22 protein-coding genes and 1 tRNA gene are annotated in these 26,282 nt (G+C 40.0%); 22 read left to right on the top strand and 1 reads right to left on the bottom strand.

The window, feature by feature from the left end; genetic code table 11:
• Positions 1-141: 141 nt before the first annotated feature.
• The 9 genes from mfd (at position 142) to FLK20_RS14895 (ending at position 9,821) form a co-directional block, all read left to right on the top strand.
• Entirely contained in the window at positions 142-3,660 is a 3,519-nt protein-coding gene (gene mfd / locus FLK20_RS14935; protein WP_152657397.1) for a transcription-repair coupling factor, read from the top strand.
• A gap of 248 nt (positions 3,661-3,908) precedes the next feature.
• Positions 3,909-4,442, top strand: a complete 534-nt coding sequence (gene spoVT, locus FLK20_RS14930; RefSeq protein WP_152657396.1) for a stage V sporulation protein T — start codon at positions 3,909-3,911, stop codon at positions 4,440-4,442.
• Between the two features lie 157 nt (positions 4,443-4,599).
• Positions 4,600-6,210 carry a putative polysaccharide biosynthesis protein gene (locus tag FLK20_RS14925; protein WP_152657395.1) on the top strand — a complete coding sequence of 537 codons (1,611 nt, stop codon included), beginning with the start codon at positions 4,600-4,602 and terminating at the stop codon, positions 6,208-6,210.
• The gene (gene yabN, locus FLK20_RS14920; protein WP_152657394.1) at positions 6,207-7,670 is read left to right on the top strand and encodes a bifunctional methyltransferase/pyrophosphohydrolase YabN; all 1,464 of its coding nucleotides are present in this window, start codon (positions 6,207-6,209) and stop codon (positions 7,668-7,670) included. The genes FLK20_RS14925 and yabN overlap by 4 nt, the downstream gene beginning before the upstream one ends.
• 2 nt (positions 7,671-7,672) lie before the next feature.
• Positions 7,673-7,933 carry an RNA-binding S4 domain-containing protein gene (locus FLK20_RS14915; RefSeq protein ID WP_152657393.1) on the top strand — a complete coding sequence of 87 codons (261 nt, stop codon included), beginning with the start codon at positions 7,673-7,675 and terminating at the stop codon, positions 7,931-7,933.
• Between the two features lie 74 nt (positions 7,934-8,007).
• Positions 8,008-8,310 carry a sporulation protein YabP gene (gene yabP / locus FLK20_RS14910; RefSeq protein WP_152657392.1) on the top strand — a complete coding sequence of 101 codons (303 nt, stop codon included), beginning with the start codon at positions 8,008-8,010 and terminating at the stop codon, positions 8,308-8,310.
• A complete protein-coding gene (gene yabQ, locus FLK20_RS14905) occupies positions 8,307-8,894 on the top strand; it encodes a spore cortex biosynthesis protein YabQ (protein WP_152657391.1) in 588 nt (195 codons plus the stop codon). The genes yabP and yabQ overlap by 4 nt, the downstream gene beginning before the upstream one ends.
• An 89-nt stretch (positions 8,895-8,983) precedes the next feature.
• A complete protein-coding gene (locus FLK20_RS14900; RefSeq protein ID WP_152657390.1) occupies positions 8,984-9,364 on the top strand; it encodes an FtsB family cell division protein in 381 nt (126 codons plus the stop codon).
• Between the two features lie 70 nt (positions 9,365-9,434).
• Positions 9,435-9,821 carry a S1 domain-containing RNA-binding protein gene (locus tag FLK20_RS14895; RefSeq protein ID WP_077602862.1) on the top strand — a complete coding sequence of 129 codons (387 nt, stop codon included), beginning with the start codon at positions 9,435-9,437 and terminating at the stop codon, positions 9,819-9,821.
• 156 nt (positions 9,822-9,977) lie between these two features.
• Here FLK20_RS14895 and FLK20_RS14890 read toward each other — a convergent pair.
• Positions 9,978-10,051: transfer RNA gene (locus FLK20_RS14890), tRNA-Met, on the bottom strand.
• A 453-nt stretch (positions 10,052-10,504) separates the two neighbouring features.
• On the opposite strand from FLK20_RS14890, the gene spoIIE reads away from it, so the two are divergent.
• From spoIIE to lysS, 13 genes are all read left to right on the top strand, one after another.
• Positions 10,505-12,967 carry a stage II sporulation protein E gene (gene spoIIE, locus FLK20_RS14885; protein ID WP_152657389.1) on the top strand — a complete coding sequence of 821 codons (2,463 nt, stop codon included), beginning with the start codon at positions 10,505-10,507 and terminating at the stop codon, positions 12,965-12,967.
• Positions 12,968-13,069: 102 nt separating this feature from the next.
• Positions 13,070-13,807 (top strand): VWA domain-containing protein, encoded by a 738-nt coding sequence (locus FLK20_RS14880; RefSeq protein WP_152657527.1) that lies wholly within the window; start codon positions 13,070-13,072, stop codon positions 13,805-13,807.
• Complete coding sequence (locus tag FLK20_RS14875; RefSeq protein ID WP_152657388.1) at positions 13,770-14,711, top strand: serine/threonine protein kinase; 942 nt, start codon at positions 13,770-13,772, stop codon at positions 14,709-14,711. The genes FLK20_RS14880 and FLK20_RS14875 overlap by 38 nt, the downstream gene beginning before the upstream one ends.
• A 148-nt stretch (positions 14,712-14,859) precedes the next feature.
• On the top strand, positions 14,860-16,248 hold the full coding sequence (tilS, locus tag FLK20_RS14870; protein WP_152657387.1) for a tRNA lysidine(34) synthetase TilS: 1,389 nt from the start codon (positions 14,860-14,862) through the stop codon (positions 16,246-16,248).
• Positions 16,249-16,263: 15 nt separating this feature from the next.
• Positions 16,264-16,818, top strand: coding sequence for a hypoxanthine phosphoribosyltransferase (hpt, locus tag FLK20_RS14865; RefSeq protein ID WP_152657386.1), 555 nt, complete (start codon positions 16,264-16,266; stop codon positions 16,816-16,818).
• Between the two features lie 301 nt (positions 16,819-17,119).
• Complete coding sequence (ftsH, locus tag FLK20_RS14860; RefSeq protein WP_152657385.1) at positions 17,120-19,171, top strand: ATP-dependent zinc metalloprotease FtsH; 2,052 nt, start codon at positions 17,120-17,122, stop codon at positions 19,169-19,171.
• 340 nt (positions 19,172-19,511) lie between these two features.
• Positions 19,512-20,282, top strand: a complete 771-nt coding sequence (locus tag FLK20_RS14855) for a type III pantothenate kinase (protein WP_152657384.1) — start codon at positions 19,512-19,514, stop codon at positions 20,280-20,282.
• Between the two features lie 53 nt (positions 20,283-20,335).
• On the top strand, positions 20,336-21,208 hold the full coding sequence (gene hslO / locus FLK20_RS14850; protein ID WP_305080942.1) for an Hsp33 family molecular chaperone HslO: 873 nt from the start codon (positions 20,336-20,338) through the stop codon (positions 21,206-21,208).
• A gap of 283 nt (positions 21,209-21,491) precedes the next feature.
• Positions 21,492-22,421 carry a cysteine synthase A gene (cysK, locus tag FLK20_RS14845; RefSeq protein WP_152657382.1) on the top strand — a complete coding sequence of 310 codons (930 nt, stop codon included), beginning with the start codon at positions 21,492-21,494 and terminating at the stop codon, positions 22,419-22,421.
• 202 nt (positions 22,422-22,623) lie between these two features.
• Positions 22,624-23,388, top strand: a complete 765-nt coding sequence (folP, locus tag FLK20_RS14840) for a dihydropteroate synthase (protein ID WP_152657526.1) — start codon at positions 22,624-22,626, stop codon at positions 23,386-23,388.
• 27 nt (positions 23,389-23,415) lie between these two features.
• A complete protein-coding gene (gene folB / locus FLK20_RS14835; RefSeq protein ID WP_152657381.1) occupies positions 23,416-23,781 on the top strand; it encodes a dihydroneopterin aldolase in 366 nt (121 codons plus the stop codon).
• On the top strand, positions 23,778-24,278 hold the full coding sequence (folK, locus tag FLK20_RS14830; protein ID WP_152657380.1) for a 2-amino-4-hydroxy-6-hydroxymethyldihydropteridine diphosphokinase: 501 nt from the start codon (positions 23,778-23,780) through the stop codon (positions 24,276-24,278). Before folB ends, folK begins: the two co-directional genes overlap by 4 nt.
• Before the next feature lie 154 nt (positions 24,279-24,432).
• Positions 24,433-25,914 carry a lysine--tRNA ligase gene (lysS, locus tag FLK20_RS14825; protein WP_152657379.1) on the top strand — a complete coding sequence of 494 codons (1,482 nt, stop codon included), beginning with the start codon at positions 24,433-24,435 and terminating at the stop codon, positions 25,912-25,914.
• The last annotated feature ends 368 nt before the right edge of the window (positions 25,915-26,282 follow it).

Genomic DNA, 26,282 nt, shown 5'->3' with positions numbered 1-26,282 from the left:
GGGGTGACCCCAACTTGGCAATCCTGCGTCTTTCAGACTTGGTCTGCCAAGTTTTTTAAGGCTTTGTCATGTTTTATTGACTTCGATACGCACAATCAGCGTTTTATAAATTACTTTAACAATATCAGAGGAGAAATACGAATGAAAGCAATTCATAATTATTTAAAGTTACAGGAAGATATTCAGTCGATTATGGATGGATTGCTTGCAGGTATGAAGGAGCAGATGGTTGCCGGTTTAAGCGGCTCTGCCAGAAGCCTGCTCTTATCCACCATAAATCAATCTATGAATCGTCCTTTATTAATTGTTACACATCAACTTGCCCAGGCACAGCAGCTCTATGATGATTTAGCAGAGCTGACAAACGATGAAGGCGTATATCTTTATCCTGTCAATGAGTTAATTGCTTCGGAAATGGCTGTAGCCAGTCCAGAGCTGCGTGCACAGCGGATTGAAGCGTTAACAGCTTGGACGGGTAAGGACAAAGGGATATTAATTGCACCTGTTGCAGCATTGAAAAGGATGCTGCCGCCTAAAGCATATTGGAGCAAATATCAGCTTCTATTTCAAGTCGGCAAGGACATTGAGGTGGAGGTCTTCTTGCATTCCCTGGTAGAGATGGGATATGAAAGTGCCTCCATGGTTACAGCGCCTGGGGAGTTCAGTCAGCGCGGAGGAATTATAGATATTTATCCAATTACGGAGAAGCATCCGGTCCGGATTGAATTATTTGATGAAGAGGTAGATTCTATCCGTTATTTTGATGCGGAGTCGCAGCGCTCTTTAGATAAATTAGAGGAAATAACGATTAACCCTGCAACAGAATTATTAATAGATGAACAAGAAATGGTGAAAGTAGCAGAACGGGTGGAGGATGCACTTTCCGATACACTGAAAAAAGTTAAAAAGCCTGCTGATCAGGAAGAGCTTGTCGAGGTAATTGGGCAGGATATTGAACAATTCAAGCAATTAAATCGTTTTCAAGGTATGTATAAATATATTGGTTATTTATACGATGACCCCGCTAGTTTGTTAGACTATTTGCCACGGAATGGCGTGGTATTTTTTGATGAATTGAGTCGTATTCAGGAAACAGCAACCAATTTAGATCACGAGGAGCTGGAGTGGTATACAGGGCTTTTGGAAGCGAATAAAATGGTTCGGGGCAGCAAGTTTTCTTTTCAGTGGAATACGCTGATAGAAGGCATTTCGCATTCGCGTGTCTATATGTCTGTATTTATGCGGCATATTTCCAATACCAGTCCGCAAAATGTTATTAATCTATCGACGAGAACCATGCAGGAATTTCATGGACAGATGCCTTTATTTAAAAATGAATTGAAGCGTTGGGAAAAGGGTGATTTTTCTGTTGTTATTCTCACGCCAAATGAACAGCGTGCAGAAAAGGTACACTCTATTTTAGAAGATTATGATATCGAAACGCAGGTGGAAAAAGAATTAACGCTGCCTATTCAAAAGCCGACTATTATTGTTGGTAATTTGCAGTCAGGGATTGAGTTCCCAATGCACAAGCTGGCGATTATTACAGAAAAAGAATTATTCAAAAAGCGTATGAAGCGTCCCAGAAAACAGCCCAAAATTACAAATGCCGAACGGATTAAGAGCTACCAGGAGCTGAAGGTCGGCGATTATGTCGTCCATGCAAATCATGGTGTCGGGAAATATATCGGGATTGAAACCTTAGAGGTCAACAAGCTGCATAAGGATTATATGCTGATTCGTTACTCTGGGGATGATAAGCTGTTTGTGCCGATTGATCAAATTGATTTAGTGCAGAAATTCGTCGGCTCAGAAGGAAAAGAACCCAAATTATATAAATTAGGCGGTACGGAGTGGACAAAGGTAAAGCGGAAAGTGCAACGTTCTGTTGAGGATATTGCAGATGACTTAATCAAATTATATTCAGAACGCGAAGCTCAAAAAGGGTATGCCTTTTCCCCGGACTCTGAATTACAGCGTGAATTTGAAGCTTCCTTTGCCTATCAGGAAACAGAGGATCAGTTACGCTGTATCGCAGAGATTAAAGCCGATATGGAAAAAGAAAAACCAATGGATCGCCTGCTGTGTGGAGATGTAGGTTACGGGAAGACAGAGGTTGCTATCCGTGCTGCGTTCAAAGCAGTTACAGATGGCAAGCAAGTGGCTATCCTTGTACCGACGACAATTCTGGCACAGCAGCATTATGAGACAATTCGTGAAAGATTCCAGGACTATCCGGTAAATATTGGTTTGCTAAGCCGTTTCCGTACACGTAAGCAATCCAATGAAACTATAAAGGGTCTGGAAAATGGAAATATGGACATCGTTGTAGGAACCCATCGTCTGTTATCGAAGGATGTTCAGTATAAGGATTTAGGCTTGCTGGTTGTCGATGAGGAACAGCGATTTGGTGTAAAGCACAAAGAAAAAATAAAACAGCTGAAAACCAATGTCGATGTTTTAACACTGACTGCAACACCTATTCCGAGAACATTGCATATGTCGATGCTTGGTGTAAGGGACTTATCTGTTATTGAAACGCCGCCTGAAAACAGATTTCCAATTCAAACCTACGTGATGGAATATAATCCATCCTTTATCCGTGAAGCAATTGATAGGGAAATGTCCAGAGGCGGACAGGTTTTCTTCCTGCATAACAGGGTGGATAATATTGAAAAAATAGCGCGTGATATCAGTATGCTTGTGCCGAATGCAAGAGTAGCGATCGCACATGGACAAATGAACGAATCAGAACTGGAGAATGTTATTTTCGGATTTATTGAAGGGGAATTTGATATTTTAGTCAGTACGACCATTATTGAAACAGGCGTGGACATCCCGAATGTAAATACATTAATTGTCAATCATGCAGATCGGATGGGGCTGAGTCAGCTTTACCAGTTAAGAGGGCGTGTCGGACGTTCCAATCGTGTCGCTTATGCTTATTTCACGTATCAGCGTGATAAGGTGTTAACAGAGGTTGCAGAGAAAAGATTGCAGGCAATTAAAGAATTTACAGAACTCGGGTCTGGATTTAAGATTGCAATGCGTGACCTGTCTATTCGCGGTGCCGGGAATTTACTCGGTGCGCAGCAGCATGGCTTTATTGACTCTGTCGGGTTTGATATGTACTCTCAAATGCTGAAGGATGCAATCGATGCCCGCAAGGAAGGAAAAGAAGTAGAGGATATCAAGCCGTTTGAACCGGAGATTTCATTGAAAATTGATGCATATATTCCAGATGAATACTTGAAGGATGAGAAGCAGAAAATTGATATGTATAAGCAATTCCAGACCTTGGACAGTCCAGAAGCAGTCCAGGATCTGAGAGATGAATTAATCGACCGTTTTGGAGATTATCCTGCTGAGGTGGAGAATTTATTCACGGTAAGTATTATGAGAATGCATGCTAAAAAGCAGCGTGTTCAATCCATTACAGAGGCTCCAAAGAAAATTACGATGCTGATTGATGAGGAAAGAAGTCAGGAAATTGATGGGTCTAAATTATTTGAAGTGGCTAATCAATTTGACCGTCAAGTAAGCCTGGGTACAGAAAATCAAAACTTAAAAGCAGGTATTAAATGGAGTAATGACAAGGCTTATAAGCGCCATGATACCGTGATAGAATTTATTAAACAGTTAAGTGAAGTAACGCGTTAAATGTATAAAAACCAGAGGCAGGCTGCTTTCTTTCTAAAAGAGAGCAGCCTGTTTTATGCTGGAAATGATAAGCTGCTATGATTTCTAACTGTTCATTTAAATTTAAAACAAATAAAATAACAAAAATTTCATTTGGAATGTATAGTTATTTCTGGTTGATTAATACTATAAAAACAGCCGATGATGAATCGTGGAAGCAAGACCTCTATTCGAGTCATCATCGACATTCAGAAAGGGAGGATACTTAGATGAAAGCAACAGGAATAGTCAGACGTATCGATGATTTAGGAAGGGTAGTAGTACCAAAAGAAATTCGGAGAACCCTGCGTATCCGTGAAGGCGACCCCCTCGAAATTTTTGTTGACCGAGAAGGAGAGGTCATTTTAAAAAAATATTCGCCGATTAGCGAGCTGGGGCATTTTGCGAAAGAATATGCAGAGGCATTGTTTCAATCCTTACAAGCGCCAGTTATTATCACTGACCGGGATGAAATTATTGCCATTGCTGGAGAATCAAAAAAAGAATATTTAAATAAGCCGTTAAGCAGTCGTATTGCAGATATTATTGAAGGGCGTTCGCCTGTTTATGAAGGTGATAAGTCTCAAATAGAAATTGTAGATGGAAAGGACCAGAATCTGCACTCTTATACGATTCATCCAATTATTGCTAATGGAGATCCAATCGGCTGTGTGATGATTTTTTCTCATGATGACAAGTTAAACAAGGTAGAGCAGAAGGCAGCAGAAACTGCATCTGTTTTCCTCGCAAAACAAATGGAATAGACCGCGTTTGCTAATATTATTACAGGAAGAAGCTTTCTCTGGGTTACCTCCAATCCAGAGCATAGGCTTCTTTTTTATGCAGCTATGTATGATAAAGTGCTTTTCCCCCCGATATGATATACTGAGAGAAATTCATTTGGAAAAGGAAAAATGCGTCATGTCAGATAATGAAACAAACCGGCTGGTCAAAGGTGCCCTTTTACTAAGTATCGCTGGTTTGATAAGTAAAGTATTTAGTGCGGTTTATCGGATTGCATTGCAAAACTTAACAGGGGATATTGGGTTTTACATGTATCAGCAGCTTTATCCGCTGTTAGGAATTGCGACCATGCTTGCATTATATGGATTCCCCTCCGCTATTTCTTCGTTGACAGCGACGGAGATTGAAAAGGGGAAAATATTGTCCTGGAAAGGATTTTACCGACCGATTCTCCTTATTCTCGGGAGCTTTCATATGATACTCATCGCGCTGATTTATTTTACAGCTCCATTACTGGCCGGTTTAGCTGGTGATGCGCGTTTTATCGTATTGTATCAATTTTCGGCTATGCTGTTTCTGCTTGTTCCTGTCCTGGCAATACTCAGGGGGATACAGCAGGGAAGATATGAGATGGCTCCTACTGCATTTTCACAAATTGGCGAACAGCTTATTCGTGTATGTACGATTATTGCTGGGGCATGGCTGATCAGCCAGGGTGTTTTTCAAATACATGCTATCGGAACAACGGCAGTGCTGGCATCCCTGTTAGGTGGAATTGGTGCGCTGGCAGTTCTGGTACTCTTTTATTATAAAAATCGAAAGACTCCGTATGCAGGGACACAAGCTTCTTCATTGGAGGAAGCTGCTCCGTGGAAAAAATATGTAAAAACCTTGCTGTTATTTGGAATAGCTGCTGCCATGAATCATATGACGCTATTATTAATGCAGTTAGCGGATACTTTCACATTTGTACCTCAATTAATAGCTGGTGGAGCAGAAGAGACAGCTGCGAAAGAAATGAAGGGTGTATTTGATCGGGGACAGCCGCTCATTCAGGTGGTAACGATTATCGGTTCATCGATTGCTTTAGCAATTATACCGGCAATTAGTTATAAGAAATTAAAAGAGCAAAGAAAACAGGTAATAACTTACATTCAAACAGCTATTCATGTCGGTATTTTTATCGCAGTTGGTGCTGCTCTGGGGTTATTTATTATATTTCCGGAGGTCAATCAATTACTTTATAAAAATACACAGGGGACAAGTGAATTAAGGCTATTAATCGTGGCTATTACTGTTTCTACCATCTCTATTATCGGTGCATCGATTCTGCAAAGTCTGGGGATGATTGTGCGGACGGCTGTGTTTATTGCTATCTCGTTTGCTGTAAAGCTGTGCAGTAATCTGGTTCTTATCCCGCTTTATGGTGTATATGGAGCGAGTATAGCAACGATTGTCAGTCTCAGTGTGTTATTATTGCTTATAGTAATTGAATTATATCGGAAATTACCAGGCATCCCATTATATCGTTCTATATCATGGAAGAGTTTGGCAGCAGCGAGCTTGTCAATGATTATTTATCTGTTGATGATGCAAGGAATGTTTTCTGCCTTCATGATGAATATAAGATGGCTCTTGCTTGTCTATGTTCTTTTTATGTCGGGGTCAGGAGCAGGTTTATTTCTTTTTATTTTGCTTAAGACCGGCGGATTAACCGAAGATCAGATTAAAATTTTACCGAAATCAGAGTATCTGTTACGTATTTACAAAGGGAGGAAGCAGCCTTGAAGCAAATAGAGGTCATTGGACTGGGGGCAGGCGATTTAGAGCAGCTGCCGCTCGGTATATATCGAAAATTAAAGCAAGCACAACAAGCGATCTATGCAAGGACATTAGATCATCCAGTAGTGGAAGCACTGAAAGCGGAAGGGGTTTCTTTTACGTCCTTTGATCAGCTTTATGAAGAAGAGGAGCAGTTTGGAGCTGTGTATGAGGGTATTGTAAACCAGCTGACAGAAGCCGCAAAAACAAGCGGAGATCCAGTTATTTATGCTGTGCCCGGTCATCCGATGCTGGCAGAAAAAACCGTGCAGCTTCTGTTGGAGCAAAAAGAGATAAAGGTGTCGATTGCCGGCGGACAAAGTTATTTGGATGATCTGTTTACTGCAATGCAGATTGATCCTATCGAAGGCTTTCAATTTGTAGATGGAACGGATTTCAGACGCAATCAGCTTAATCTGCGCAATCATTTATTTGTTTGCCAGGTATACGACACGTTTATCGCATCAGAGGTCAAGCTGACTTTATTAGAGGATCTGCCTCCTGATTATGAGATTTATATTGTGGAAGCAGCTGGCAGCAGCGCAGAAAAAATTGAAAAAATTCCTTTAGAGGAATTGGATCACAGGATGGAAATTAGCAATTTAACCACGCTATATATTCCTCCCGTTCCAGAAGGATATCTTCACCATACGTTTTCATTTTTACGCGAGGTAATGGCCATTCTGCGCGGTCCTGACGGCTGTCCCTGGGATAAGAAGCAGACGCATGAATCCCTGCGTCACCATACCATTGAAGAGGTATACGAACTGGTGGAAGCGATTGATGAGGAAGATGATAACCATATTGTAGAGGAGCTTGGCGATTTGCTGATGCATATTTTATTGCATAGCCAAATTGGCGAGGATCATGGTTATTTCACCATAGATGATGTGATTCAGTCGATTTCTGATAAAATGATTTATCGTCATCCGCATGTATTTCAGACAACCATTGCGGAGACAGAAGAGGAAGTATTACAGAACTGGGACGAGCTTAAAAAGCAGGAAAAAGGAAAAAACAGAGAATCTTTATTGGATGGTATCCCGGTTCATTTACCTTCCTTGGCAAAAGCATATAAGCTTACCTCAAAAGCAGGGAAGGTCGGCTTTGAGTGGGGGCATGTCGAGGAAGTCTGGGAGAAATTGAAGGAAGAAATAAATGAGGTTATCGAAGCGGTTGAGGAAAAGGAATTTACGGATGTGGAAGAGGAGCTGGGGGATGTATTATTTGTTTTAGCGAATATTTCCAGATACTATAAAGTAAATCCTGAAGTGGCGCTGGAGCGTGCCAACCGGAAGTTTATTGACCGATTTCAGTATATAGAGAAAAAGCTTCAAGAAAATAGGCAGACACCTGAGACTGCTTCTTTGCAGGAGATGGATGCTTATTGGGAAGAAGCGAAGAAAAAAGACACTGGAGGAGAATGAAAATGAGATTAGATAAATTTTTAAAAATATCCCGTATTATTAAACGCCGTACATTAGCAAAAGAAGTAGCGGAGCAAGGAAGAATTACGGTAAATGGTAACCCGGCAAAAGCCTCTACTATGCTTTCTGAGGGAGATGAGCTTGTGATTCGTTTTGGTCAAAAGCTTGTTACTGTTAAAGTAAATGCGTTGCGGGAAAATGTCCGTAAAGAGGAAGCAGATACCCTTTACAAGATTGTTAAAGAAGAAAAATTAGAGCAATAGAAACATCCTCTAGAAATATAGTTCTATACTTGTCCCTCCCGTCATAAACTATTAACGATAGGGAGGGTTTTTAGATGAATTATTATGAGAATAGAGATGTAAGAAATAACGTTGAACTAGAGCATACGGTAAAAATTGACAAACGAAAAAACCTTGAAATTACGGGTGTCAAAGAAGTGGACAGCTTTGATAATGAAGCCTTTCTTTTAGAAACTGTAATGGGATATTTAATTATCCGCGGACAGAATTTGCAGCTGAAGAATTTAGATGTGACAGAAGGAGTTGTCACGATCAAAGGAAAAATATATGAGCTTTCCTATGTAGACGATCAGCAGCAGGAGAAAGCTAAAGGGTTCTTTAGCAAGATATTCCGATGACCTTATCTACACAATTTTTAACACTTATGACGATGATTTTAAGCGGGTTTTATTTAGGTATTGCGCAGGAAACCTTCCGTCGCTTCATGATTTATTGGAAGGAACGATTATTCTTAACCTATTTTTTAGAGATATTATTTTGGATGATACAGGCGGGCATTTTATTTTATATATTATATCGAGTCAACCAAGGAGAGCTTAGGATCTATATTGTATTAGCATGCCTCTTTGGTTTTTCTATTTATCAGGCCTTGGCGAAGCAGGTGTACAAAAAAATATTAGAATATTTGATTCGTGTTTTTAAAGCGATTTATCGGGGAATAGAAAGATTAATAAATTTTTTGCTTATTTCTCCCTTACGGTGGATATTCTTGACGTTCTATCGTATGATAAGGGCAATTGTGATTGGAATTTTTAAAATAACGGCATGGCTGTTTCTGTTCTTGTTTACCCCTTTCAGGTGGATAGGGAGAAGTCTTTTTCGGATATGTCCACAATCAATTCAAAAATTCTTTCTGCACATAGCAGGATTTTATAGTAAAATGAAGAATATAGTTTATAAATACGTGTTAAAAAAAGAGTGATTAAAAGAAAGTAATTCGTAGCATTATTTTATTTGGACTTTTTAAACATCCACTAAATGGATTCAGTCTTAATCGAAGGAGGAAAAGCTGTGGAGGAAAGAAAGAAGAAAGTAACAAAGCTTCAATCCAAATCTGTACACCAGTACGATGCGTACATAGAGAGACAGAATAGAAAAAAACAGCGCCTTACCAGAAGGCTGGTACTGTATGCATTGGTTGTTGCTGTTATCGTAGGAAGTATGTCTATTTATCATTTTAATCAGCGGGCTATTAAGGCAGATAAGATGGACGAGTACGAACAGTTGGAACAGCAGCTGGCGGAATTAAAGCAGGAAGAAAAAAGCTTAAATAATGAAATTGAGCTGCTGCAGGATGAAAACTACGTCCTCGAAATTGCCAGAACTAATTATTTCTTCTCAAATGAAGGAGAATTAATATTTAAATTGCCGGATGAAGACCCATCATATTGACACTTTTTATTTTGATTAATATACTATATATTGAAGAACATTTAATCTTTTAAGGAGGAGCATTTCTTTTATGTCAATTGAAGTAGGCAGCAAGCTGCAAGGAAAGGTAACCGGAATCACTAATTTTGGAGCTTTTGTGGAATTAGAAGAAGGAAAAACAGGTCTCGTTCACATTAGTGAGGTTGCTGACAACTATGTTAAAGATATTAATGAGCATTTAACAGTCGGAGATGAAGTAAAAGTTAAAGTCATTAATGTTGAAAAGGATGGCAAGATTGGCCTATCCATTAGAAAGGCGAAAGATCGCCCGCAAGTACGTCAAAAGAGTCAAAAAGAACGCACAGAGAACTTCGAGTCCAAAATGAATCGTTTCCTAAAGGATTCCGAGGATCGTTTAGCCTCTTTGAAAAAGCACACGGAATCAAAGCGTGGTGGCCGTGGTGCAAGAAGAGGATAGTAGTTGCTGTCTATTAATAATGCTCTATGGATAGATAAAAAGCAGGGATATTGGTTCCCTGCTTTTTTCACTGGTTAAAGAAAATTATAAAATACTACAGTCCAAAAAAAGCTCATTCTCTTGATAAAAGAAAATGAGCTTTTTCATGATTCAGGATAGCGGCGGAGGGGATCGAACCCACGACCTCACGGGTATGAACCGTACGCTCTCGCCAGCTGAGCTACGCCGCCATAGAAAACCAACAAGAAAAATCATACAACAGACAGGGTGAAGTGTCAATAGTTTCTTTGTATATTTTCAAAGCTCATTTGTTATCTGCGAGAGGAAGGTCTATATCTGCAATCTAAAAATGCGCTGTCCGCTCTATTTTTAAAAATTTGCTTATCTTGTCGAGCTTATAGAAAAGAACAGCTTTTCTCCCGCCTTTTTCTACAAATGATGTAGAAGTATCTAAAAAGCCGTAAAGATTTAAAAGCATGAACAGGGAAGGAGTCGGAGCTTAAAATGGCTCTGCCCGCCATTTTTTCATGAAAACATATTGTTATCTGAATGTACAGTCTTTTAGCAAAATGATGTTAACTTACCAAAATTACGTCGAACGATTTTTAAAAACCCCCAAGCTTTTTTGACAAAAAAAGAAAGCAGCTTGTGTTTTACTAGTTGGAAAGATGGGAGTGGATAAAATGATAGGTTCAATTCCAAGGGTGGAATCGGGAAGCATTACAATCGAGAAAGCAAATAAAAAGAGAAAATGGAGAGAACAGGTTATGGCAAAGGTGAATCATATCTTAATCGCACAAGGCTGGTTATTTTATATTACCGGTTTCTTATTAGGACGAGCTGTCATCCTGCAGACGGTATCTCCATTTGCTGTCGCATTTATTGCGAGTATGTGGCTTGTCCACCGGGAAAAATCATTCCGGTCCATGATAGCTGTGATTTTAGGAGCATTAACCTACTCGATGCAGCATGTTGTATATATCTTTCTTGCTTTTATCTTATTTATCTTCATAGCGGCAGCAACCAAGTCTATTAAAAATCAGCAGTGGATGTTGCCCATTACTGTCTTTTTTGCTACCAGCCTGCCTAGAATGTTTCTATATTCCATTCAGGATACGATAACATCCTTTGAGTGGATGATGTTAGCTGTTGAGGGAATACTGGGAGCGATTCTTGTACTAATATTTATGCAAAGTATTCCGCTATTATCACCAAAACGTTATAAACCTGCTTTAAAAAGTGAAGAAATTGTCTGTTTGATTATTCTTATTGCCTCGGTATTAACAGGATTTATCGGCTGGGAGGTGTATGGAGCGTCCTTAGAGCAGGTCTTTTCCAGATATTTTGTCTTAGTATTTGCTTTTATTGGCGGGGCAGCCATCGGATCAACCGTCGGTGTTGTAGCAGGAATGATTTTATCATTAGCCAATGTTGCCAATCTTTATCAAATGAGCCTGCTCGCATTTTCAGGTGTCCTCGGGGGATTACTGAAGGAAGGTAAAAAAACGGGAACTGCGCTGGGGCTTTTAATTGGGACAGGCCTGATTGGCGTCTATGGTGAAAACGTTGCCTTATTACCATCGTTAACAGAATCACTTATGGCGGTGATGCTGTTTATCGTTACCCCGGCATCATGGTTTGACCAAATCGCCCGTTATATTCCGGGGACAGAAGCATATACAAATGAACAGGAGCAGTATTCGCAAAAGATTCGCGATGTTACGGCAAAGCGTGTGGAACAATTTTCAGATGTTTTTCAGGCGCTATCCAAGAGCTTTGCTGTAACAGATAGAACATTAAGTGATGAAAAAAGGGAAGAGAGGCGGGATACGGATTATTTTTTAAGTCAGGTGACGGAAAAAACGTGCCAAGGATGCTTTTTAAAGAATAAATGCTGGCAGAAGGAATTTGATAAAACCTATTCTCTGATGGAGATGATGAAGCAGAATATCACTGCTGGACAGGACCCTCATCGAAATGTCGTGAAGGAATTTGAGAATCATTGTGTGAGGTCACGTCAGGTGATGGAGGTAATGCGGTCGGAAATGAGCTTTTATGAAGCCAATCAGCAGCTCAAGCAGCAGGTGACAGAAAGTAAACGCTTAGTTTCTGATCAGCTCCAGGGGGTTTCCGATGTGATGAACGATTTTGCCAAGGAAATACTGAAGGAGCGGCAGCATCATGAACTGCAGGAATCGCAAATTATTCAGGCATTAAAACAAATGGGCATTGAATTGGTCCGTTTAGATATATATCACTTAGAGAAAGGAAATGTAGACATTGAATTGACCACCAGCTTTTATGAATATCACGGTGAGGGGGAAAAATTGATTGCTCCGGTTCTTTCTGAGTTACTCGATGAAATGATTGTTGTAAGGAACGAGGATATTTCTTCCTTCCCATACGGTTACAGTCACTTTGTCTTCGGGTCAGCGAGGGATTTTGCAATTGAGACAGGGGCAGCAAATGCAGCAAAAGGAGGCGGGCTGGTATCTGGGGACAGCTTTACCACAATTGAACTCGGTGCCGGAAAATTTGCCATGGCAATCAGTGATGGAATGGGAAACGGGAAACGTGCGCAAGAAGAAAGTACAGAAACGTTGCGCTTATTGCAGCAGATATTACAGACAGGGATAAGAGAAAAAGTAGCGATCAAAACGATCAACTCGATTCTTGCTTTACGAACAACGGATGAGATGTTTGCGACGCTTGATTTAGCAGTAGTTGATTTGCATAATGCATCTGCCGAATTTTTAAAGATTGGTTCAACACCAAGCTTTATCCGCAGGGGAAACACCATGCTGAAGATTGAGGCGAGCAATTTGCCAATGGGAATTATCAAGGAGTTTGATGTAGATATTGTCAGTGAACAGTTAAAGCCGAATGATTTATTAATTATGATGAGTGATGGAATTTTTGATGGGCCGAAAGATGTAGAGAATATCGATGTTTGGATTAAACGGAAAATTAAAGAAATGGATACAGAAGATCCGCAAGAGATTGCTGATCTGCTATTAGAAGAGGTAATTCGGACAAGATCAGGCGATATTAATGATGACATGACTGTTTTGGTGGCTAAGGTACAGAAAAACACACCAAAGTGGGCGAATGTTCCAGTCCATCAAGGGAAGGTACTTTCTATGTAGATTTATACTCTCTCTTCTCGCGAGCAAATCTATCAAATAGATGTATACGGGAAGCATTATTTGGTGATGCTGTTAATGGAAGATGAGGGAGGTATAGATGACATGAAGGCAGGAACATTAAAACAAATTCTGCTATTGACAGATGGTTGCTCTAACAAAGGTGAAGATCCTGCTATTGTGGCCAATTTAGCAAATCAACAAGGAATTACCGTGAATGTCATTGGTATTTTAGATGATGATCAGACAGAACAGCCAGAAGGTCTGCAAGAAGTAGAGGATATCGCTGTATCTGGCGGCGGCGTCAGTCAGATTGTCTATAGTGAACGCTTATCGCAAACCGTGCAGATGGTAACAAGACAAGCAATGACGCAAACATTGCAGGGGTTTGTCAATAAAGAGCTGCGCAGTATTTTAGGAAAAAATCAGTCGATGGAGGAGCTGGATCCTGAAAAACGCGGTGAAATTATGGAGGTCGTTGAAGACTTAGGTGAAACCAGTGATTTAGAGGTAGTTGTACTCGTCGATAGCAGTGCAAGCATGCGTGATAAATTAGAAACAGTCAAGGAAGCCCTGTTTGATTTATCAATGAGCTTAAATGCACGTGTAGGGAAAAATCGTTTTTGTATTTACCGGTTTCCAGGCAGGCGGAATGATATTGAGCTGGTGCTTGATTGGTCACCAAGGCTGGATGGGATTTCAAAAGTTTTTCCCAAGCTGACAAGCGGCGGGATTACCCCGACTGGACCAGCATTACGTGCGGCGATGTACCAATTTAGTAAGAAGCAGCTACGGAGGAATTCGGATGAAGAACCATTCGACATGGAAGAAACCGGCTATTAGTTTACATGCGCAGCAAATAGTTACAGGGAAGTGGCATCATAAATCCTATACGGTAGTACGAAAAATTGGCGAGGGTGCGATTGGAGCTGTTTACCTCTGCATGCATCATGGACGCCCTGTTGCTTTGAAAATGAGTGAACAGGATGCTGCTGTGACCGTAGAAGTCAATGTGCTTAAAGCACTGAAAAAGGTTCAAGGATATCGCCTTGGACCTTCTTTATTGGATGTCGATGATTGGCAGGCCCCAAATGGAAGGATGTATTCCTTTTATGTGATGGAATATATGGAGGGGAAAACATTAGGTTCGTTTATTCAGCAGAGAGGGAAAAAGTGGCTGGGGGTCTTGATGATTCAGTTACTGGAGGATTTAGAACAGCTCCATCAGGCCGGCTGGACCTTTGGTGATTTAAAAACGGACAATATTCTTGTTGAATCAAATCCGCCAAGAATCCGGCTGGTGGATGTAGGGGGCACAACAAGAATGGGGCGTTCCATTAAAGAGTATACCGAGTTTTTTGACCGCGGTTATTGGGGACTGGGGACGCGTAAGGCAGAGCCCAGCTATGATTTATTTGCTGTTGCAATGGTATTTATCCATATCTATTATCCGAGACGGTTTGACCGGATAACGGGAGAGTCCTCTGAAAAACTGCTGGAGAAAAAACTGTACCGGGCCAAAGATTTACAGCTCCTGCATCCCATTTTAAAAAAAGCGTTAAAAGGAAGGTACCTTACAGCTGCAGAGATGAAAAAGGATGTCATGGGTAAAATAAAACAGGTGCAGAACAGGCGCAGCCAATATCGAAAAAAAACACAGCAAAAAAAGGCTTACCCTGTCAAAGAATCATTTAGTATTTCGCTGGTGGCTTCGGTGCTTTGGATTATTTCTATGCTGTTGCCTTAACTGGAAAAAAGGTAAACCGAAAATGCACTTTTTGGCATCCTCTCTTTTGAACCGTTTCTGAAAAAGGAGTATGATAGAGGTATAGTCAAAAGACAACTTTTTTCTGATTAATATGACGAATAGAAGGCTTGGATGGGGGAAGAATGAGATGGAGCAGCAAGTGTGTGCATTTATCAGAAGGCATCAGTTAATTCAAACGCATGCAACGGTTCTTGTCGGTGTTTCTGGGGGACCAGATTCGATTGCGCTGTTACATTTTCTAAAGAAATTTCAATCCAATTGGAAGCTGACACTTGTGGCGGTAACAGTAGATCATCAATTACGCAGTGGAGATTCGGCAGAGGACTGCCGGTTTGTGGAAGAAATTTGTCAGAAATGGGACATACCTTGCGTGGTAAGAACAGTAGATGTGAAAAAATACCAAAAAGAGAAGGGTGTCAGCGAAGAGGTTGCTGCACGTGAGTTACGCTACGAGGTCTATCAGAAGCTTATGTTTGAAAAAAATGCAGATGTTCTTGCGCTTGGCCATCATGCGGACGATCAAATAGAAACGATGGTTATGCGGATGGTAAGAATTGCCACATCGAATGCACTAAAAGGAATACCGGTGCGACGTGACTTGCCAGGCGGTGAAATTATCCGTCCATTATTAGCTGTGACAAAAGATAACATCCTTGCTTATTTGAACAAGCATCAATTGACCTATCGAGTGGATCAAACAAATGCAGATGATACGTATACGAGAAATTATTACCGGAAAAATGTTACCCCGCTGCTCAAAGCGAAAAATCCAAATATTTCAGAGACGATTCAGACACTGAGTGAGACCTTATCCCAGGATGAACAATACTTGCAGGAGCAAGCGAAAGAAATGGTGGAAAAAGTGGTGGAATTTCGCGAAAATACACGGGAAATTTGTTTTACTGCAGAAGCTTTTTTGGAGTTTCCTCAGGCTTTACAAAGGAGGGCCTTTCATCTAATATTAAACTATCTATATGGAACCTTACCTAGAGACCTATCTTATATCCACGAAGTAACCTTTTTTGACCTATTAAGACGCCGGAATGGAAGCTCAAGTATAGATTTTCCTTTAAGGCTCCGTATGACAAATGTATATGGGCAGATTTATCTGCAATTTGGTCATCCATCATCCACGAAGTCAGCTCATTCCTCTTTGTTGCCAGTTCCAGGTGAAGTGTTGCTTCCTGATGGAAGAAGGATCGAGGCAACGAAAGTCAAAGAAGCACCGGCAGAGAATGAGTCAACTTTTGTTTTTCCGCTAGATTCGATTTCATTACCACTACATATCCGAGTAAGAAAAGCCGGAGATCGTATGTCTGTTAGAGGACTAAATGGTTCGAAAAAGCTGAAGGATATTTTTATAGATGCTAAGATTCCCAAAAGCCAAAGGGATAATTGGCCAATTATAACGGATGATAAAGGGATTATTCTTTGGGTTGCCGGTCTAAAAAAAGCAGAGACTGCACAGAATGGTAAAGGAATGAATATAAAGCTAACATTTAGCTCGGAACGATAATTAGGAGGAGAAAACATGGTGCAAGGAACAATTCATGACGAGATCGAAAAGATTTTAGTAAGCGAGGAAGAAATTCAGGAAAAATGCAAGGAGCTTGGTGCTGTATTAACAGAAGAATACAAGGGCAAGTTTCCTTTAGCTGTTGGTGTACTCAAAGGTGCGCTGCCATTTATGTCAGATATTCTTCGTCATACAGAAACACACCTGGAAATGGATTTTATGGATGTATCCAGCTATGATGGCGGAACATCTTCCACAGGTGAAGTGAAAATACTAAAGGACTTGAATACGAAAGTCGAGGGCCGCGATATTATCATTGTGGAGGATATTATTGATAGCGGACTTACATTAAGCTACTTAGTAGACCTTTTTAAATATCGTAAAGCAAATTCAATCAAGATTGTGACACTGTTAGATAAGCCGGCAGGCAGAACAGCAGATATCAAAGCAGATCTGATTGGCTTTGAAGTCCCGGATGAATTTGTTGTCGGCTATGGTTTGGATTATGCAGAAAAATATCGAAACCTTTCTTACATTGGTGTTCTCAAACCGGAAATTTATGGCGGCTGATGGTGAAAGTACAAAGATAGTAGCAGAGGCTTGAACAGGAGTATAGCTATTGTTTTAAAATATCGCTTTTTCCTTCGTTAGCGATGTATGTATTTGAATAAATAATGCCGGATAATATTATACATTATTTTGCAATATTATTTTTAATAAAAGGATGCACTTATAGAGCACGATGAAATTTTTGGACTTCTTAAACATTCCAAAAAAATAATTCGTCAAAAATGGTTAAATTATTTGTATAAAGCGATTTTACTATGATACGATTTACTATAGTTTTTCCCCATTTGGGAGGAGGTAAGCAATGAATCAGATATTTCGCAAGGTCTTTGTCTGGATGCTCTTATTTATTATCCTTATTGGTGTAATTGGAGTGTTTAATAATCCAAGTGAAGATCAGGAGCAGTATGATGTACAGCAATTTATGAATGCTTTAAATAATGGTGAGATCAAGGAACTGACCTTTCAGCCGTCACATGGTATCATTCGTTTGACGGGTAAGTTAACAGACGATGATGAGACAGAATTTGTTGCTCAAGTACCAGATAATGAAGCACTTGTTTCACAAATTACAGAAAGAGCAAGTGAACAAAGTGAATTAACGGTAGAGGAAGAAGAGCAGCCTAGTCCTTGGCTTACATTCTTAACTGGAATTATTCCATTCTTATTGATTGGTCTATTCTTATTATTCATCCTTAGTCAGGCACAAGGAGGCGGCGGTGGCGGCCGTGTGATGAATTTCGGAAAGAGTAAGGCAAAAATGTACTCGGAAGATAAGAAAAAAGTTCGCTTTAAAGATGTCGCTGGTGCTGACGAAGAGAAACAAGAGCTTGTAGAGGTTGTGGAATTCTTAAAAGATCCGCGTAAATTCTCGCAAGTAGGTGCACGTATTCCAAAAGGTGTCCTTCTTGTCGGACCTCCAGGTACAGGTAAAACATTATTAGCGAAAGCAGTTGCCGGTGAAGCGGGGACACCATTCTTCTCCATCAGCGGTTCCGATTTCGTAGAGATGTTTGTCGGGGTAGGTGCATCCCGTGTCCGTGATTTATTTGAAAATGCGAAGAAAAATGCGCCATGTATTATCTTTATTGATGAGATTGATGCAGTCGGCCGTCAGCGTGGAGCTGGTCTTGGCGGTGGACATGATGAACGTGAACAGACATTAAACCAGCTGCTGGTTGAAATGGACGGGTTTGGAGCGAATGAAGGTATCATTATGATCGCTGCAACCAACCGCGCTGATATTCTTGACCCGGCTTTATTACGTCCGGGACGTTTTGACAGACAAATTATGGTAGATCGTCCAGATGTTAAAGGCCGTGAAGCTGTTCTTGGTGTTCATGCGAAAAATAAACCGCTTGACGACAGTGTTGACTTAAAAACAATTGCTATGCGTACACCAGGGTTCTCGGGTGCAGATTTAGAGAACTTACTCAATGAAGCAGCGTTAATTGCTGCAAGGGCTGACCGTAAGCAAATTGATCAGACAGATATTGATGAAGCAATTGACCGTGTTATTGCGGGACCTGCAAAGAAAAGCAGAGTTATTTCTGAAAAAGAAAGAAATATTGTTGCTTACCATGAAAGTGGTCATACTGTAATCGGGATGGTGCTGGATGATGCAGATGTGGTTCATAAAGTAACGATTGTTCCTCGTGGTCAAGCTGGTGGATATGCTGTCATGCTTCCAAGAGAAGACAGGTACTTTATGACAAAACCTGAGCTGTTTGATAAAATCACTGGTTTACTGGGCGGTCGTGTTGCAGAAGAAATCATTTTTGGCGAGGTAAGTACTGGTGCTTCTAATGACTTCCAGCGTGCAACAGGTATCGCGCATAAAATGATTACCGAATTTGGTATGAGTGATAAGATTGGTCCGCTTCAATTCAGTAATGGCGGTGGGGGTAATGTATTCCTTGGCCGTGACATTCAAAATGAACAAACATATTCTGATGCAATTGCCCATGATATTGATCAGGAAATGCAGAATTTCATTAATTACTGTTATGATCGTGCCAAAACAATTTTGACGGAGCACAAAGAGCAGCTTGAGTTGATTGCACAGACATTATTAGAAGTAGAAACACTCGATGCAAAACAAATCAAATCTCTTTTTGAAGATGGAAAGCTTCCTGAGCCGGAAGAAAATTCAGATGATGTGAAGGTAAGCATCCAATCTAAGGATGAAGAGGAAGAGGATAAAAAAGGTCTTTCCTTTGAAGAAGCGAAAGAAAGAGCTGAAAAGAAATCTGACTCTTATATTAATGATCCGATTATGGGTGATTATTCTGAGAAAATAGAAACACCTGATTCTGATGATAACAAGGAAGACCCTGATTCAGATCGTAAAAACTAAGAGATTGAAAAAGATGGATAAATGTGTGTTCAAAAAGGTGCCGCTTATCACTTGGGGCTGCGATTACTCGCCCCATCAAGACCGCTGGTGACTTTTGAACAGTCTTTATAAGAAGCAGCCTGGGGAATGGAAAGGCTGCTTCTTTTTTTGACAGGTTAAATGCGGATGCTTTTGGGGTTTTTCCTGAAAAGAAGTATGTTATATTAAGTTTTAGGTAAGCGAGAAGTAATTTTTCTGATTTGTCTAATCTAAGCAGCTGTAAAAACATTTAACCAAAAGTGTGGCGAATGCTGCATTTGCTAAGAAACGGTCTAATAAACGAAGGAAGGTATGATGATAGATGTTATTTGTTCTTGATGTAGGAAACACGAATACGGTTCTCGGTGTTTTTGATAATGATAAACTGATTCATCATTGGCGGATAAAAACTGATCGTTATAAAACAGAAGATGAATTTGGCATACTCATTCATTCTTTATTTGAATACAGAGGAGTCCATTTTAAAGATATTACGGGAGTGATTATTTCCTCTGTGGTACCACCTATTATGTTTGCTTTAGAGAAAATGAGCCGTGATTACTTTAACATAGATGCAGTAGTTATTGGGAAAGCCTCTTATGACAAGCTGATGAAGATGAATTATCCAAACCCGGCTGAAGTTGGAGCAGACCGCATTGTGAATGCAATAGCAGGGATTGAAAAATACGGAGCGCCATTAATTATTATTGATTTTGGAACAGCGACCACTTTTTGTTATGTGGATGAAGAAGCAAGGTATGCTGGCGGAATTATTACTCCTGGTGTCAATATCTCGATGGAGGCTTTAAATACCAGGGCTTCCAAGCTTCCAAAGATCGAGATCCAAAAACCGCAGCACGTTATCGGCTCTTCCACGGTTGAGGCGATGACATCCGGTGTATTTTATGGTTATATCGGACAAGTTGATGGACTGGTCAAACGGATTAAACAGGAAAAAGGAACAAAGCCAACCGTCATTGCCACAGGCGGTCTGTCTAAATTAATTGCCTATGAATCGGAAACAATAGATTATGTGGAGCCATATTTAACGCTGAATGGATTATATCTTATTCACAAAAAGTATGATAGCTAAAAAAGATGTTCAAAAGCTTGGTGAACATATATGAAAATGGAGGGATAATGATGGTGAAGGATTATTTAATTAAAGCGACCACCTATAACGGGATGATTCGCGCATATGCTGTTACATCGACAGAAACAGTAGAAGAAGCCCGCCGGAGACAAGACACATGGGCAACAGCTTCTGCTGCGCTTGGCCGTACCATTACGGTGACAGCAATGATGGGCGCAATGTTAAAAGGAGATGACTCTGTTACGGTAAAAGTAATGGGGAATGGACCGATTGGTGCTATTATTGCAGATGGAAATGCTGCAGGTCACGTACGGGGATACGTTACCAACCCGCATGTCGATTTTGATTTAAATGAAAAAGGGAAGCTGGATGTATCCAGAGCAGTTGGAACAGAAGGAAACATCAGTGTTATCAAGGATTTAGGAATGAAAGACTATTTCACAGGGGAGACACCGATTGTTTCCGGTGAGATAAGTGAAGATTTCACGTATTATTTTGCAACCTCTGAGCAAGTTCCCTCAGCAGTAGGGGCAGGAGTTCTGGTTAACCCCGACTTAAGTATTTTAGCTGCAGGCGGCTTTATTGTACAAGTCATGCCAGGTGCAGATGAAGCAGTAATTGAGCGGCTGGAGGACCGTATTCAATCTTTTCCTGCTATTTCGTCTCTTATCCAGGAAGGGAAGACACCAGAAGAAATTCTATATACTTTGTTTGATAAGGACAATGTAAATATATTGGAGAAAATGCCAATTGCATTTCAATGTAAATGCTCGAAGGATAGACTTGCGAATGCAATTATTGGGCTGGGTGAGGAAGAAATTCAACAGATGATTGATGAAGATCATGGAGCAGAAGCAACCTGCCATTTCTGTAATGAGCGCTATACTTTTACAGAAGAAGAATTAAAAGAGCTTAAACAGTCATAGAAAAGTATGCAAACAGCGGTTTCATGATACGGATGGAAAGTATGATGAGCCGCTTTTTATATAAGAGGATGTTCAAAAAGTCCAATAAAAATGACGTCACCTTGAACTTCTTGGCCCTTCTTATCGCTCTTTTTAAATTAAGCAACATCAGATGATATATTCGCTTATCGGTTTAGAATTAGAAAAATAGGCACTTTTTTCACTTTTAGGATTGACATTTTCCTCATAAAGAAATACATTATATATAAATCATATAAAATTACTTGGTATTAGGAGGAGTTTTATGACAGTCGCAAATAATATTTCAGGTTTAATTGGTGGAACACCGATTGTAAAGCTTCATAATGTTACAGATGAGCAGAGTGCAGAGGTCTATGTGAAATTAGAATTTATGAATCCTGGAAGCTCGGTAAAGGATCGTATTGCAGCAGCAATGATTGAGGCAGCAGAGAAATCAGGAGACTTAAAGCCTGGTGATACAATTGTTGAACCAACAAGTGGTAATACTGGAATCGGTTTAGCAATGGTTGCTACTGCCAAAGGTTATGGAGCAATTCTTGTTATGCCGGATACAATGAGTAAGGAACGTCGTAATTTATTAAAAGCCTATGGGGCGAAATTAGTATTAACTCCAGGAGCTGAAGGAATGAAGGGTGCTATTGCTAAGGCGAAGGAGCTGCAGGAGGAAAAAGGTTACTTTATGCCACAGCAATTTAACAACCCTGCGAACCCGGAAATTCATGAGAAAACAACTGGAAAAGAAATTGTAGAGCAAATGTCAGATGGATTAGATGCTTTTGTTTCCGGAATTGGAACAGGCGGAACGATTACCGGTGCAGGAAAAGTGCTTAAAAACCATTTTGATGGTGTGAAAATTTATGCTGTTGAGCCAAAGGATTCACCTGTACTTTCCGGTGGAAATCCTGGACCGCATAAAATTCAGGGAATTGGAGCAGGCTTTAAACCGGAAGTGCTTGATACATCCATTTATGATGAAGTGCTGCAGATTGAAAATGAAGAAGCATTTGAAGCAGCACGTAAGGTCGCTACGACAAACGGGATTCTGGGAGGCATTTCCTCTGGAGCAGCCGTTGCAGCAGCGCTAAAAGTAGCGAAGGAATTAGGAAAAGGCAAGAAGGTGCTTGCAATTCTTCCTGATAATGGCGAACGTTACCTTTCTACAGCTCTATACCAGTTTGAAGACGAAGAATAAAGTGGAAATATAGAAGGAGTCAGTTTAAAGAGGAGCTGGCTCCTTTTTTATGTTCTTCTTTTTAACCAGCGCTTCCCACTTTTTTTCTTTCACTTGTTAAGGTAGGATGTAGAATAGATATATTTTTGAGAGAAAAGAGGCGGGAAAACGAGTGATCCAGGCAAAAAACTTTCAATTAGATTTATATAAACGGACGCATATTATGGGAATATTAAATGTTACCCCTGATTCCTTCTCAGATGGCGGGCGATATACAGACATCGAAAAGGCAGTTGCCGCAGCACAGAAAATGGAGGAAGATGGAGCGGATATCATTGATGTTGGTGGAGAATCTACTCGCCCGGGACACACTCCTGTCAGTGTGAAAGAGGAGCTAAAAAGAATTCTTCCGGTCATCGAGGCTTTAAAAGATGCTTTGCAAATACCTATATCCGTCGATACATTTAAAGCAGCTGTAGCAGAGCAGGCTGTAAAAGCTGGTGCTTCCATCATAAACGATATTTGGGGAGCGAAAAAGGATCCGAAAATTGCGGAGGTCGCTGCTCAATATCAGGTGCCAATTATTTTAATGCATAATCGAACAGATATGGACTACGGAGATTTCATCACAGATGTAAAAGCAGACTTACAAGAGAGTATTTCGATTGCCAAAGAGGCAGGTGTGAAGGACAATCAGATTATTATTGACCCGGGCATCGGCTTTGCAAAAACGATGGAACAGAATCAATATATGATTAAAGAACTGCAAGAGCTGAAGATATTTGGTTACCCATTGCTCCTGGCCGCATCCCGAAAAAGATTTATCGGTGATATTTTAGATGTTCCTGCTGATCAAAGAGATGTTGGAACAGCGGCAACAACAGTGGTCGGTATTACTAAGGGTGCGCATATCGTTCGTGTGCATAATGTGAAGGCTAATTGGGAAGCGGCCAAAGTAGCGGATGCGATTTACCATTCAAAGCTATAATTAATATATAGAAAAGGGAAGATGAAAATGGACAAAATTATTTTGAAACGGATGCAGTTCTATGGATATCATGGGCTTTTACCTGAAGAAAATACATTAGGTCAACGTTTTTATGTCGATGCTGATCTGCATCTATCATTAAAGAAAGCGGGAGAGTCCGATGCCATGGAAGACTCCGTACACTATGGAGAAGTGTATGAAAAAATTAAGGACATTGTAGAGAAAAAAAGCTTTCATCTTATTGAAGCTTTGGCGGAAGCAATTGCAGACGAGCTTTTTATTTCCTTTGAGTTACTGGAGGCGTGTACCATTCATGTAACAAAGCCTGACCCGCCGATTCCGGGTTATTATGAGTCGGTAGCTGTAGAAATTTATAGGGAGAGAACAAAATGAATCAAGCATTTATCGCGCTCGGAACAAATATTGAACCAAGAGAAGAACATCTGCTGCAAGCATTAGATTTGTTAGAAGCGGATACGCGTATTACTATCCAAAAAAAATCCTCTGTGTATGAAACTGCTCCAGTTGGATATCTGCATCAAGCAGATTTTCTAAACATGGTATTAGAGCTCCAAACAAGCTTATCGCCTATAGAGCTGCTCGATAGTTGTCAGCAGATTGAAAAGGAGCTTGGACGAAAGCGTGATATCCGATTTGGGCCTAGAACCATTGACCTTGACATTTTGACGTTTAATCATGAAAATAGTACAGTAGAAAGATTGATTATACCGCATCCTCGCATGCATGAGCGGGCTTTTGTATTAATTCCGTTAGCGGAAATTGCTCCTGAATTTATGATACCTGTACACGAAAGGTCTGTAGAAGCTTATTTAGAAGATCTTCCGGAGCAGGATAAAGAAGATGTAAGGCTTTGGAAGTCAGATATATAAACCGAAATCTTGCAATGAGATGCTGCAAGGACTGCCGGTTAAGCTGCGATAAAAAATAACGGAGACTATTCTTCGTAAAGGTAAAGCAACAGCTGTTTTAATAATTAGGTTAGAAGATATTATAATTTATTATTTAGGAATTGGAGTGGTAGAAATGTCAGAAGAGTTAAATGAACAAATGCAGGTACGACGAGATAAGCTTTCAGAGTACACCGAAAAAGGATTAGATCCATTCGGAGGGAAATATGAACGTACGCATTTATCAAAAGAATTAGTTGAAAAATATGATCAATTTTCTAAAGAAGAGCTGGAAACCATTACAGACGAGGTAACTATTGCAGGACGTTTAATGACAAAGCGTGGAAAAGGTAAAGCCGGATTTGCGCATATTCAAGATCTAAGTGGACAAATTCAGTTATATGTTCGTAAAGATGCAATTGGCGAAGAAGCATATGATATTTTTAAGTCAGCAGATTTAGGAGACATTGTTGGTGTTACAGGCGTCATGTTTAAAACAAATGTTGGAGAGTTATCTGTTAAAGCGAAAGAGTTTCATCTATTAACGAAATCATTACGTCCTTTACCGGAAAAATATCATGGATTAAAAGACATTGAGCAACGCTATCGTCAGCGTTATTTAGACTTAATCACCAATCCAGGGAGCAGAGATACATTCGTAGCCCGTAGTAAAATTATTCAATCCATGCGTGAATATTTAAATGCACAAGGCTATTTAGAAGTAGAAACACCGATGATGCATAGTATTCCAGGTGGAGCTTCTGCACGTCCATTTATGACACATCACAATGCATTAGATATCGAATTATATATGCGTATTGCAATCGAATTACATTTGAAACGTCTTATTGTCGGCGGACTGGAAAAAGTATATGAAATTGGCCGTGTATTTCGTAATGAAGGGGTATCGACACGACATAACCCCGAATTTACAATGATTGAGTTATATGAAGCATATGCTGATTATCATGATATTATGGATCTTACTGAAAACCTGATTGCACATATTGCACAGGAAGTGTACGGAAAAACAACAATTCAATATGGTGATAATGAAGTAAATCTGGAACCAAAATGGACCAGACTGCATATGGTAGATGCGATTAAACAGGAGACAGGTGTAGACTTCTGGCAGCATTTATCTGATGATGAAGCACGTGCATTAGCGAAAGAACACAATATTGAAATTACAGAAGCGATGACTTTTGGACATATTGTAAATGAATTTTTCGAGCAAAAGATCGAGGAAACACTCATTCAGCCTACGTTTATTTTTGGGCATCCTGTAGAAATCTCTCCACTTGCTAAAAAGAATAAAGAAGACGAGCGTTTTACGGATCGTTTTGAGCTGTTTATTGTAGGAAGAGAGCATGCCAATGCCTTCAGCGAATTAAATGACCCGATTGATCAGCGTCAGCGTTTTGAAGCACAGGTAAAAGAAAGAGCGCAAGGTAACGACGAAGCACATTATATGGATGAGGACTTCTTGGAAGCATTGGAATATGGCATGCCTCCAACTGGCGGATTAGGAATCGGAGTAGATCGTTTGGTGATGCTATTAACAAATTCTCCTTCCATTCGTGATGTATTATTATTCCCGCAAATGAAAAATCGTTGATTCATTATCTTGTTTTGTGAACAGCCTTGATGGAAGATCTTCTTCTGTCGGGGCTTTTTACATATGAAAACATATCGAAGCAGACTTGTAAAACAGTGATTTATAAAGGGTTTATAAAACTGCTTTAATAAAATGAATTATAGAAATATTTATCTTGTGTAAATTTATTTAAAAAAAGACTTGCTTTCATTTTAGAATCATGATAAATTAATTATCGTTGCATAAACGCAATGCGCATCACACAAACGATTCAGTGAGATGACAACAAAATAAATCAAAAAAGTTGTTGACAACAAATTGAAAGTGTGATAAATTAATAAAGTCGCCAATTTGAAACAGCGACAAAGAAATTGCTCTTTGAAAACTGA

Origin of the sequence: Oceanobacillus sp. CFH 90083 (genome assembly GCF_009389585.1) — a bacterium.
GTDB lineage: Bacteria > Bacillota > Bacilli > Bacillales > Amphibacillaceae > Oceanobacillus.
Note: the sequence above shows the minus strand (reverse complement) of the source record. Positions and strands in the feature narration are given on the sequence as shown.